The organism is Pseudomonas sp. A-RE-22 (assembly GCF_019956035.1).
Taxonomy (GTDB): domain Bacteria; phylum Pseudomonadota; class Gammaproteobacteria; order Pseudomonadales; family Pseudomonadaceae; genus Aquipseudomonas; species Aquipseudomonas brassicacearum.
Genome location: NZ_JAHBCZ010000003.1, coordinates 21,342 through 33,349, shown reverse-complemented (window position 1 = coordinate 33,349; position 12,008 = coordinate 21,342). Strand labels below are relative to the sequence as shown.

The 12,008-nt window shown below is 62.6% G+C and carries 11 protein-coding genes; 2 read left to right on the top strand and 9 right to left on the bottom strand.

Annotated elements, in window-relative coordinates:
• Positions 1 to 9 precede the first annotated feature (9 nt).
• Complete coding sequence (locus KGA89_RS01795; RefSeq protein ID WP_223470421.1) at positions 10 to 639, bottom strand: alpha/beta hydrolase; 630 nt, start codon at positions 637 to 639, stop codon at positions 10 to 12.
• Positions 640 to 786: 147 nt separating this feature from the next.
• Here KGA89_RS01795 and KGA89_RS01790 point away from each other — a divergent pair, with 147 nt between their 5' ends.
• Complete coding sequence (locus KGA89_RS01790; protein WP_003205372.1) at positions 787 to 1,224, top strand: YhcB family protein; 438 nt, start codon at positions 787 to 789, stop codon at positions 1,222 to 1,224.
• Positions 1,225 to 1,402: 178 nt separating this feature from the next.
• On the opposite strand, the gene KGA89_RS01785 is transcribed toward KGA89_RS01790, so the two are convergent.
• From KGA89_RS01785 to KGA89_RS01750, 8 genes are all read right to left on the bottom strand, one after another.
• Entirely contained in the window at positions 1,403 to 2,788 is a 1,386-nt protein-coding gene (locus KGA89_RS01785) for an aspartate aminotransferase family protein (protein WP_223470370.1), read from the bottom strand.
• Entirely contained in the window at positions 2,785 to 4,272 is a 1,488-nt protein-coding gene (locus KGA89_RS01780) for an NAD-dependent succinate-semialdehyde dehydrogenase (RefSeq protein ID WP_223470368.1), read from the bottom strand. Before KGA89_RS01780 ends, KGA89_RS01785 begins: the two co-directional genes overlap by 4 nt.
• 130 nt (positions 4,273 to 4,402) lie before the next feature.
• Positions 4,403 to 4,882: an Lrp/AsnC family transcriptional regulator gene (locus tag KGA89_RS01775; protein ID WP_223470366.1), complete on the bottom strand. Its 480-nt coding sequence runs from the start codon at positions 4,880 to 4,882 to the stop codon at positions 4,403 to 4,405.
• 158 nt (positions 4,883 to 5,040) lie between these two features.
• Positions 5,041 to 6,042 carry a N(2)-acetyl-L-2,4-diaminobutanoate deacetylase DoeB gene (doeB, locus tag KGA89_RS01770; RefSeq protein WP_223470364.1) on the bottom strand — a complete coding sequence of 334 codons (1,002 nt, stop codon included), beginning with the start codon at positions 6,040 to 6,042 and terminating at the stop codon, positions 5,041 to 5,043.
• Between the two features lie 3 nt (positions 6,043 to 6,045).
• On the bottom strand, positions 6,046 to 7,236 hold the full coding sequence (gene doeA, locus KGA89_RS01765) for an ectoine hydrolase DoeA (RefSeq protein ID WP_053163286.1): 1,191 nt from the start codon (positions 7,234 to 7,236) through the stop codon (positions 6,046 to 6,048).
• A 39-nt stretch (positions 7,237 to 7,275) separates the two neighbouring features.
• Positions 7,276 to 8,268 (bottom strand): cyclodeaminase, encoded by a 993-nt coding sequence (locus tag KGA89_RS01760; RefSeq protein ID WP_223470362.1) that lies wholly within the window; start codon positions 8,266 to 8,268, stop codon positions 7,276 to 7,278.
• A 21-nt stretch (positions 8,269 to 8,289) separates the two neighbouring features.
• Positions 8,290 to 9,261, bottom strand: a complete 972-nt coding sequence (gene eutB, locus KGA89_RS01755) for a hydroxyectoine utilization dehydratase EutB (protein WP_223470361.1) — start codon at positions 9,259 to 9,261, stop codon at positions 8,290 to 8,292.
• Positions 9,262 to 9,405: 144 nt separating this feature from the next.
• Positions 9,406 to 10,800: a PLP-dependent aminotransferase family protein gene (locus KGA89_RS01750; RefSeq protein WP_003205380.1), complete on the bottom strand. Its 1,395-nt coding sequence runs from the start codon at positions 10,798 to 10,800 to the stop codon at positions 9,406 to 9,408.
• 290 nt (positions 10,801 to 11,090) lie between these two features.
• Between KGA89_RS01750 and ehuB the strand changes: the two genes are divergently transcribed.
• Positions 11,091 to 11,945: an ectoine/hydroxyectoine ABC transporter substrate-binding protein EhuB gene (gene ehuB / locus KGA89_RS01745; RefSeq protein WP_223470359.1), complete on the top strand. Its 855-nt coding sequence runs from the start codon at positions 11,091 to 11,093 to the stop codon at positions 11,943 to 11,945.
• Positions 11,946 to 12,008: the final 63 nt, after the last annotated feature.

Genomic DNA, 12,008 nt, shown 5'->3' with positions numbered 1-12,008 from the left:
AGACTGCTGTCAATTCGAGAGGCGCGGCAGGATCAGATCCTTGAGATCGGTCAGCTTGCCATGAAAAAAGTGTCCGCATTCTGCCACTTTCAGCAGCTCATGGGGACGTTGGAGCGTGTCGGACCATTCGTAAACCAGTTGCGGATCGACCACTTCGTCGGTTTCCGGCTGGATCACCGTCAACTCGCCGCTCATCGGCAAGGGCGACTGCTCGTCCAGGCGCATTACCGCCGGGGCCACCATGAACAGGTGCTTGACCGGTTGACCCTGGGCTTCCAGGCGCCCGCCCAGGCTGGCGGCGACAAAGCCGCCAAAGGAAAAACCGAACAGGGTCAGGGGCAATTGCGGGTATTTTTCCCGCAGCCATTGGGCGACCGCCTGGGCGTCATCCACTTCGCCAGCGCCCATGTCATGACTGCCGGCACTGGCCCCCACGCCACGATAATTGAAACGCAACGTAACCAGGCCAGCATCGCGGGCAGTGCGTTGCAGGGTCGAGACCACTTTGTTGAGCATGGTCCCGCCCTGCACCGGGTTCGGGTGGCAGATCAGCGCCAGGCCACGGGGGGCCTCGTTGTCCAGGTACAAGGCTTCCAGTTGGCCCACCGGGCCATCGATGACTACAGGGGTTTCGCGCATAAGCAAGGGAAAGAACTCCGTGACCTCGAATTGGGTCGTCTCGTCTAGCTAAAGTCTGTGCCTGGCATGATTGCGATGTTCTTCGCGGTATACAGCGCAGGTCCGAGCCGTTAACGTAAAGCAAAGCCGTTTATAGAGGAAGGACTCGTGGAACACTCGCTCTTAGTTTGGTTGTTGCCGACTCTTGCCCTGGTTGCCGGTGTCGCCATTGGATTCCTGCTTGCCCGACTGCTGCCCAACGCGGTGCCCAACAGCACGCAACGTCAGCTGGACGACATCCAGGAACGTTTCGACAGTTATCAGAATGAAGTGGTCACTCACTTCAACAGCACCGCTTCTCTGGTGAAAAAACTCACCCAGAGCTACCAGGACGTCCAGGATCATTTGTCCGAGGGTGCCAATCGCCTGGCCCTGGACGAGCAGACTCGCCAGCGCCTGCTGGCCGCCCTGCAAGCCGATGCGGCACAGACTCCACGGGAACGCCTGACCCCACCGAAAGGGATCCAGGAACCGCCGCGGGACTACGCCCCCAAGGCCCCGAATTCACCCGGCATGCTCGATGAGCATTACGGTTTGAAGAAGTAATCGCCAAGCCACAACCAAAAGCCCGCCCGATCACATGATCGGGCGGGCTTTTTATTGGCCTCAAGAAAATCTCCCTGTGTGGGAGCGAGCTGGCTCGCGATGGCGCCAGCACATCCAACATCGCCGGTTCAGACAGACCGCCATCGCGAGCAGGCTCGCTCCCACATTTAAAGCGGGCTTAAGCCAACACCTCACCCGCCACTTGATCGATAGCCCCTTTGGTGATGTCGACGATCAGGTCCGCATCCTCGCGAGTCAGGATCAGTGGCGGGGCGAAGCCCAGGATGTCGCCGTGGGGCATGGCGCGGGCGATCATGCCGCGTTCCAGGCAGGCGGCCGAGACCTTCGGGCCGACTTTCAGTGCCGGGTCGAATGCCGTGCGCCGTTCACGGTCGGCCATGAACTCCACCGCCGCCAGCATGCCGTCACCACGCACCTCGCCCACCAACGGATGACCTTCAAGGGTTTCACGCAGGCGACGATTCAGGTAGCCACCCACATCCTCGGCGTTGGCCGTGAGGTTTTCCCGTTCAAGAATGTCGAGGTTCGCCAGTGCCGCCGCCGCGCAAATCGGGTGCCCGGAATAGGTCCAGCCATGGCCCATGGCCCCTTCGGCCTGGGAGGCTTTTTCAATCACGCTCCAGACCTTTTCCCCGATGATCACCGCTGACAGGGGCGCATAGGCACTGGTCAGGCCTTTGGCGGTGGTGATCAGGTCCGGCTTCATGCCGTATCGCTGGCTGCCCATCTTCGAACCCAGGCGGCCGAACGCGCAGACCACTTCATCGGCAATCAGCAGCACGTCGTATTTTTTCAGCACGGCCTGGATCGCATCCCAATAACCGGCAGGGGGAACGATGATGCCCCCGGTGCCCATCAACGGTTCGCCAATGAACGCCGCCACAGTATCCGGACCTTCGGCGAGGATCATTTTTTCCAGCTCATCGGCGCAATACCGCACGAAGGCCGCTTCATCCATGCCCGCCGGAGCCTTGCGATACCAGTGTGGGCAGACGGTGTGCTTGACCCCTTCCACCGGCAGATCGAAATGCTGGTGGAAGGTCGCCAGCCCAGTGAGGCTGCCGGTCATGATGCCCGAGCCATGGTAGCCACGGTCCCGTGAAATGATTTTCTTCTTCAGCGGCCGGCCCAATACGTTGTTGTAGTAGCGCACCAGCTTGACCTGGGTTTCGTTGGCATCGGAGCCGGACAAACCGTAATAAACCTTCTTCATCCCCTCCGGCGCCCAGTCCATGATGCGACTGGACAGCTCGATGATCGCCTCGCTCGAATGGCCGACGTAGGTGTGATAGTAGGCCAGTTCCTTGGCCTGTTTATAGATTGCGTCGGCCACCTCGGTGCGGCCGTAACCAATGTTCACGCAGTAGAGGCCGGCAAAGGCATCGATGAACTCACGGCCTTCATGGTCGCGAATGCGAATGCCTGACGCACTCTTGATGATCCGGCCCTTGAGCGCGCCGCTGGCGTGGTCGTGAGCGTGGGTCGAGGGGTGCATGAAATGCGCACGGTCGTGTTCGAACAGCGTGTTGAGTTCTTGGCTCATGCGGGCTCTCCTGGGAACTGGCCTTGATGGTGCAGGCAAAAATATTTGGTTTCGACAAAGGGCTCGAAGCCCTCGCTGCCACCCTCGCGACCGAGGCCCGAGGCTTTCATGCCACCGAAGGGAATCGGGTGGCCGGTGAACTTGACGCCGTTGACCGCGACCATGGCGTGGTCGAGACGGCGGATCAGCGGATAAATGAGGTCCAAGCGATTGGAACAAATATAGGCCGCCAACCCATACTCGGTGTCGTTGGCCATTTCGATGACTTCGTCCAAAGTGTCGAACGGCATCACCCCGGCAATGGGCGCGAAGTTTTCTTCACGGTAGATGCGCATCTGCGGCGTGACGTCGGCCAGCACCGTGGGTTGATAAAACAACCCGCCCAAGGCATGGGCCTCACCGCCCACCAGGCGTTGAGCGCCAAGGGCCAGGGCATCGGCGACGCGGTCAGCGGTCGCATCGAATGCCGCCTGATGCATCAACGGCCCGACCTCCACGTCCTGCTCCTGTTGATCGACCATTGCCGGCCCGACGCGCAAGGCGCGCACCGCAGCGGCGAAACGACTGAGGAACGCCTGGTACACCGGGCGCTGCACCATGATCCGGTTAGCCGCACAGCAGTCCTGCCCCGAGGTCTGGAACTTCGCCTCCACGGCGACTTTTACCGCCAAGGCCAGGTCGGCATCGGCGCAGACAATGAACGGCGCGTTGCCGCCCAGTTCCAGTGCAACCTTCTTCACGTCATGGGCTGCAGCCTGCAACACCAGCTTGCCCACCCGGGTCGAGCCGGTGAAGCTCACTGAGCGTACGCGACGATCCTTGACCAGGGTTTCCATGGCCATTTGCGGCTCGCCCAATACCACGTTGAAGACCCCGGCGGGAAAACCGGCTTCCTCGGCCAATTGCGCCAGCGCCAAGGCCGAGTACGGCGTTTCGTGGGCCGGCTTGATCACCACGGTGCAACCGGCGGCCAGGGCAGCGGCGGCCTTGCGGGTGATCATCGCCGACGGGAAATTCCACGGTGTGAGCAGCGCGCAGACGCCCACCGGTTCCTTGATCGTACCCAGGTGCGCATTCGGGATATGGCTGGGGATGTTCTGACCGTACAGGCGCCGGGCTTCCTCGGCGAACCACGGGATAAAGCTGACAGCGTAGGCGATTTCGCCACGGGACTCGGCCAATGGCTTGCCCTGCTCAAGGCTGAGAATGCGGGCGAGGTCTTCGCTGTGTTCGACGATCAATGCCGCCCAGCGCCGCAGCAACGCGCCCCGGGTCTCCAGGCTCTGCTCACGCCACACAGGGAATGCGCGATGCGCCGCGTCCACCGCCGCGACGATCTGCGGCTGATCCAGCATCGGCACATGGCCGATGACGGTGCGGGTGGCAGGGTTGTGGACGGCCACACTGTGACCGCTGTCGCTGTGGACCCAATGGCCGTCGATGTAGCAAAGCGCTTTGAACAGCAGCGGATGTTGGTAAGGCATGACGTTCACTCCAGAGCGTGTGCGTGAATCCATGCTAGGGCAGCGGCGCTTGGGGAATTGGGGGTTTACCGTGGGTCAAACCCTGGTTTTTTTCTGAATCGAGGGCGGCAAACCGGGTTTTCTGCGGTGCTCAGCACGGCTCGGCCAGCTCCGCCGGCAAGGCACCGGCGGTCTTGATGGTCTTGGTGACGATGTAGGTGAAGTAGCGTTCGATGCCAAGGTCTTCGAGCAGCAGTTGGTCGACGAAACGCTGGTAGGCATCGACGTCCGGCGCCTGGATCATCGCCAGGTAATCCACGCCGCCGCCCGTGGCGTAACAGAACGCCACTTCTGGCGCGGCGATCATGCGTTGCTCGAAACGGCGCATGTCCTGGGCGGTGTGCCGGGCCAGGGTGATTTCCACCAGCACCTGCTGACGCTTGAACACCGCACCCCAATCGATCTGCGCCCGGTAGCCGATGATCAGGCCTGCTGCTTCGAGCTTGCGCACCCGTTCCCAGGCCGGGGTCACCGACAGGTTGATGGCCTCGGCCAGGCTCGACTTGGTAATCCGCCCGTCCTCGGCGAGGATTTGCAGGATCTTGAGGTCGTAGCGATCGAGCTTGTGCATGGGCCGGGCTCCTGATGGTTAAAAACTCACACTCAACGCAAGCCTTTGTGGGAGCGAGCTTGCTCGCGATGAGGCTGGCACATTCAACATCATCGTCTCAGACACACCGCCATCGCGAGCAAGCTCGCTCCCGCAGGAGTTTGTGTCGGCCCCGCATGTCACGCCAACACATCCGCAATCACCACCAAGGTATCGCCACACTGCACCAACCCGGGAAAGTGCCGGGCCGCCAGCAGGCCGCTGCGGGCGGCGCGGTATTCGACCGGGGCGACGCCGCTGCGGGTGGCGTCGTAGATGCGCGCCACCACCTCGCCCAGGGTCACGTGCTCCCCCAGGTCGCGGCACATTTCCAGCAGGCCGTCGTGTTCGCTGGCGATGAAACAACTGGCGTCCGGCATGTCGAGCACCAGCGAGGGCTGCAACTCGATCGTGCCCCGCAGGATGCCGGCATGGATCAACAGGTTGCGCACCCCACGCTCGGCAATCGCCACGCTACGGGCGGTCGACGAACCGCCGCCGCCCAACTCGGTGGTGACGAACACCTTGCCTTGGGACTCGGCCGCCGTGTCGTACATCGCCCCGGCGTCCAGCTCCAGCATGCGCATGCAATACGGCGCGTTGAACGCCAGCATCCCGGCCTCGCAGCGCGCTTGCTGCTGTTTGTCCGGCAACACGTGGCAGGCGGCAAACGGCAGGAAATCCAGGGTCCGGCCGCCGGAATGAATGTCCAGGACAATGTCGGCCAAGGGCAGCAGGGTGCGATTGAAATAGTCGGCGATTTTCTCGGTGACGGTGCCGTCCGGCCTGCCGGGAAAACTGCGGTTCAGGTTGCCCTTGTCGATGGGCGAAGTCCGGCGTCCGGCGTGGAAGGCCGGGGTGTTCATGAACGGCACGATGATCACCCGCCCGCTCACGTCTTCAGCCGTCAGTTGCTGCGCCAGTTTGCTCAGGGCCACCGGACCTTCGTATTCATCGCCGTGGTTGCCGCCGCTGAGCAGCGCCGTCGGACCGCTGCCGCGCTGGATGACCGTGATGGGAATCATCACTGCGCCCCAGGCCGAATCGTCCCGCGAATACGGCAGCTTGAGAAAGCCGTGCTGCACGCCCTCACGGGTGAAGTCGACCGTGGCGCTGATGGGATTATTAGGCAGATCGGGCATGGCTCAATCCTTCACGAACAATTGACGAGGTACGTTGCACAGCGTCTCGACGCCGGTCTCGGTGATCAGGATGCTTTCAGTGATTTCCAGGCCCCAATCGTCCATCCACAGCCCCGGCATGAAGTGGAAGGTCATGCCCGGCTGCAACACGCTGTTGTCGCCGGGGCGCAGGCTCATGGTGCGCTCGCCCCAATCCGGCGGATAACTGATCCCGATGGGGTAGCCGCAACGGCTGTCCTTGTGGATGCCGAATTTCTCCAGCACCTTGAAAAACGCCACGGCGATGTCGCCAGTGGTGTTGCCCGGCTTGGCTGCGTCCAGGCCGGCGGCGATGCCTTCGACCACGGCTTTTTCGCCATCGAGGAAATGTTGCGGCGGCTTGCCCAGGTAAATGGTGCGCGACAACGGGCAGTGGTAACGCTTGTAGCAACCGGCGATTTCAAAGAAGGTGCCGGCGCCCTTCTCGAAAGGTGAATCGTCCCAGGTCAGGTGCGGCGCACTGGCGTCGGCCCCGGTGGGCAACAGCGGCACGATGGCCGGGTAGTCGCCGCCATGGCCGTCGGCACCGAGGATGCCGCTGCTGTAGATCTCGGCCACCAGTTCGTTCTTGCGCATGCCCGGCTCGATGCGTTCCAGGATCCGACTGTGCATGTTCTCGACGATGCGCGCGGCGATGCGCATGTAGGCGATTTCCTGGGGAGATTTGACCGCTCGCTGCCAGTTCACCAGGCCTACCGCGTCCACCAGTTTTGCCTGGGGCAAATGCTTTTGCAGCGACAGGTACGCGGCGGCGCTGAAGTAATAGTTGTCCATCTCCACGCCGATGGTCAGCGCGCCCCAGCCACGGGCGATGATCACCTCGCGGGACAGGTAGTCCATGGGGTGGCGCTCACGGGACTGCACGTAGATGTCCGGGTAGCCGACGATGTTATCGGCCTGCATGAACACCGTGCGCTTGGCACCGTTGGCATCCTGGCCGCGACCGAACCATACGGGCTCGCCTTCCAGCGCCAGCAGCACGCATTGGTGCACATAGAACGACCAACCGTCATAGCCGGTGAGCCAGGCCATGTTCGACGGGTCGGTGACCAACAGCAGCTCCAGGCCCTGGGCCTGCATGGCGGCGCGAACCTTTGCCAGGCGTTGGGTGTATTCCTCCCGTTTAAACGGAAGATTGACGACGATCTCAGACATCCATCTGCCCTCTGTTCAATGACTCATGAGAAAAATGATCTAGCGACCGAACGCAAAGCCCTTGCCCGCCGCCCGTGCCCGCTCGAACGCCAGGTTGGCGATAGCGGTGTCCTGGGCGCCGGTGCCGGTCAGGTCGCAAAGCGTCACTTGCGCTTGATCGCAGCGCCCGGGCTGCTGTCCCGCCAGCACCTGTCCCAACTCCATCAACGCCAGGTCGTCGCGAACAGTGCCGGCCACCAAGGCGTGGTGCAGCTCGCCAAGCACGCGGGTCTGGCTCAGGCGATCGGCGACATAGCAGTCGATGGCCGCCAGGGCTTTCGGGGAAATTTCGTTCTTGTGTTCGGCGTCCGAGCCCATCGCCGTGATGTGCAGGCCAGGATGCAAATGGCGGGCTTGGATCAACGGCTCGCGACTGGGTGTGCAGGTGATGGCGATGTCCACGCCTTCCAGGGCATCGTCAATGGAGGCGCATGGCGAGACGGCAAGCCCGGTGTCACGCGCCAGCTCGTGACTGAACGCCTTGGCCTTTTGCGCATCGCGCGCCCAGACCCGCACATCGTCGATGGGCCGCACCAGGCGCAACGCCTGAAGCTGCAACGCCGCCTGCTCACCGGCACCGATCAACGCGACGCTGCGGCTCTCCTCGCGAGACAGGCAACGCGCGGCCACCGCCCCGGCTGCGGCGGTGCGCACGGCGGTGAGGTAACCATTGTCCAGCAGCAGGGCTTCCAGCAAACCGGTACGCGCCGAGAGCAGCATCATCATGCCGTTGAGGCTGGGCAGGCCGAGCTTGGGATTATCGAAAAAACCCGGGCTGAGCTTGATGGCGAAGCGTTCCAGCCCCGGCAGGTAAGCGGTCTTCACATCCACTTCACCGTTGTGCTCGGGAATGTCCAAGCGCAGGATCGGCGGCATCGCCACGGCGGCGGTGGCCAGCAGCACGAAAGCCTGTTCGATGGCGTCGATGCTGGCCAGATCGAGGGCCACGCAACTGCGCAGGTCGGCTTCGCTCAATAGGGTGACTTCACTCATGACAGGCTCCGTTAGGGGTTATCAGGCGTTGGCGCCAGCGATCACGCGGGCATGGTGTTCGGTGTCGACATTGCGCCCGCTGACCACCAGGACAATGGGGCCGCGCGGCTCGACCAGGCCGTCGAGCAGCGCCGCGATGCCCACCACGGCAGCGCCTTCGAGCACCAGGCGTTCGTGGTGATAGGCGTGACGGATGGCATTGGCGATAGAGGCTTCCGAGAGCAGATGTACGTCATTGCTCAGTTGCCGGGTCATGGCGAAGGTGTAGCGGTTGTCCAGGCCGATGCCGCCACCGAGGGAGTCGGCCAGCGTCGGCAGTTCCTCGATGTCCACGGGCTGCCCGGCGGCGAGGCTGGCGTGCATCGCGGCACCTCGGGCCATGCTGACGCCGTGGACTTGAATCGCTGGGTTGGCACTTTTGAGGGCCAGGGCAACACCGGCGAACAGGCCGCCACCGGACAATGGCACCAGGACCTGGGCCACCTCCGGTTGCTGCTCGAGGATCTCCAGGCCGAGGGTGCCCTGCCCGGCGATGATCGCCGGGTGATCGAAGGGTGGCAAAAAGGTCGCGCCCTGCTCCCGGGCGATGCGCTCGGCCTCGCGCTGTGCATCGTCCTGGGACTGGCCGACGATGCACACCTCGGCGCCCAAGTCGCGGATCGCCTGCACCTTGTTGGCCGGCACCAGGTTCGACAGGCAGACCATCGCCTTGACGCCCTGCTGTGACGCGGCATGGGCCAGCGCTCGGCCATGATTACCCGTCGAAGCCGTGACCACGCCTCGGGCCTTTTGCTCGGAACTAAGTTGCGCGACGGCATTGCTCGCCCCGCGCAGCTTGAAGCTACCGGTGATTTGCAGCGCCTCAAGCTTGAGGTACACCTCAACACCCATCAACCGCGACAAACTCGGGGAATGCTCCATGGGCGTACGCCTGACCTGCGACTCGATGCGCTGGCGAGCGAGGTAAATGTCCTGAAGCTGCAACCCTGTCATGACTGCGTCCCGAGCGGATGTGTTGGGCGCAGTCTAAGAGGGCTGGATTGTGGTGATGAATGTACTAGGGCAATTTAGATGGATTACTTGAACCCCCATCCCAAGCCCCTCACAAATCCCCTGTGGGAACTGCAGTGTGGGGCATCAGAAATCATGAATCTGCGGGTACTGGTTGAAGATCTGCCGCATGCCGATCAGCGCATGGCGCATTTCTTCGTCACTGCATTCGGCACCGACGCAGACCCGCACCGCGCGGGGCCTGGGGGTGCCGCGGACGGTGAACGGATCGGGCGAGGTCACGGCGATGTGCTTGTGCCGCAGCGCCCGCACCAGGCTGTCCACTTCCCAATGGGACGGGATACCGACCCAGGCACTCAAGGCATGCGGGTGCTGGCCCAGCAGATGTTCGCCCATGTACTCGGTGACCATCGCCTGGCGCCCGGCCAGCAGTTGACGTTGCAATTGCACCAGCGACTCGGCGCGTCCATCGCGAATCCAGCGGGTGGCGATCTCCGAGACCATGGGCGTGGCCATCCAACTGTTGACCCGCAGGATGCTCTCGGTGCGCAGGGCCAGGCGCTTGGGCACCACCAGATAACCAGTGCGCAGGCCCGTGAGCACCGACTTGGTCATGCTCGTGCAGTAGAACGACAGCTCCGGCAGGTAATGGCTGATGGGCGGCGCCCGACGCTCGTCCAGCAGCGGGCCGTACACATCGTCTTCAATAATGTGCACACCGAAGCGCCGGGCAATCTCGGCGATTTCCCGGCGGCGGGCGTCGGGCATCAGGCTGGTGGTGGGGTTGTTCAGGTTCGGCGTGCACACCAGCGCCGTGATGCGCTCGTTGCTGCACATGTCTTCGAAATGTTCGGGATCAATGCCATAGCGGTCCATCTCCAGGCCCTTGAGGGTGAAGCCCAGCACCTGGGAATTGCCGATCACGCCGTGGTCGGTCAAGCCTTCGCAGAGCACCACGTCATCAGGGCCCGCCAGCGAAGCGAGAGCCAGGAAAATCCCGTGGGCCGCGCCGTTGGTGATCAGCACATCGTTACGGTCGACTTTCAGCCCTTGCCGGCCGATCCACTGCGCCGCCGCTTCGCGATGGGATTCAAAACCGGCGATGGGGCGAAACGCATGAATCCACGGCTGATCCTCTTCAGTGCTCAGCGCCGCGCAGGTATCACGCCAGGCCTGGTCATGCTCGCGGGTGTGGAGGATGCGGGTGATGGAAAAATCCACCAGCGCTCGTTCGGGACTGTCGAGAATGTACGTCGCCACCCGGTCGCTCATGCGCCGCGAGACGAAACTGCCACGCCCGACCTCACAGCGCACCAGTCCCTGGCGCTCCAACTCCTTATAGGCGTTGGTGACGGTCTGCACGCTGATACCCATGGCGTCAGCTACCTGCCGTTGCGGCGGCAGGCGCTGGTCATTGGCCAGGGTGCCCTGTTCGATATCGTCGGCAATGGCCTGCACCAGAATCTTGTATTTGGATTCACCGCTGCGGGCGAGGTCCAAGGCTGACTTCCACTTATCCATGACAGCTGCAACCGGCGTGTGTAGGGGTGCGCACAGCATTGCGCGACCATCGCGGCAAAGCAATTGTCCTAGTGCAATACAATCGATGCCGGGGCTTTTGTATGCTCGGTCCAAGGTCGTCACCCAGGCGGGCTCATCGCCCTGACAAAAAGCCGGATCGACCTGTACCGGCGCTGTTCCCGATTCCAGGCCACGCCCGGATCCGCCGCTGTACGCTTTGCTCTTGTAACACTGCCTCCTACCACAGAGCCGTCAAACGACGGATCCACAAGAAACAGGAGATTTTATCGATGAGCAATTTTCTTCCCAGCACCGGTGCGCCCTTGCGTCGGCTCTTGTTGACCTGTGCCGTACTGGGCCTGGCCGGCAGCGTTCAAGCGGCCACCCTGGATACGATCAAAAGCAACAGCAGCATCCGGATCGGCTATGCCAACGAAACCCCGTTTGCCTTCACCGAAACCGACGGCAACGTTACCGGTGAGTCGCCGGAGATCGCCAAGATCATCTTCGCCAAGATGGGCATCAAGCAGGTCAATGGCGTGCTCACCGAATGGGGCTCATTGATTCCAGGCCTGCGGGCCGGCCGTTTCGATGTCATCGCCGCCGGCATGTACATCACCCCGGCGCGCTGCAAGCAAGTGTTGTTCACCGATCCGCAGTACCAGTTGCCCGATGCCTTGCTCGTGGCCAAGGGCAATCCGAAAAAACTCCACAGCTATGAAGACATCGCCAAGCAACCGGATGTGAAACTGGCAATCATGGCCGGCACGGTGAACCTGGCTTATGCCCGCGACTCCGGGATCAAGGACGACCAGATCCTCCAGGTACCCGACACCACCGCACAATTGCAAGCCGTGCGCGCCGGACGCGCGGACGCTGCCGTCGGCACCCAACTGACCATGAAAGGCCTGGCCAGCAAGGGCGGCGACAAGGTGGAAGCGATGACCGAATTCAAGGACGACCCGTCCCACATCGGCTACGGCGCCCTGGCCTTCCGCCCCGAAGACAAAGACTTGCGCGATGCGGTCAATGCCGAGCTGAAAAAGTGGCTGGGCTCCGAAGAGCATCTCAAGACGGTTGCGCCATTCGGGTTCGACAAATCCAACGTGACCAGCAAGACCGCGGCCGAGCTCTGCGCTCAGTAGTCGCCAAAAACTGGCGTGCCGAAACGGGCATGACGCGCGGTGCGTGATGCCTGTTCCCTGCTT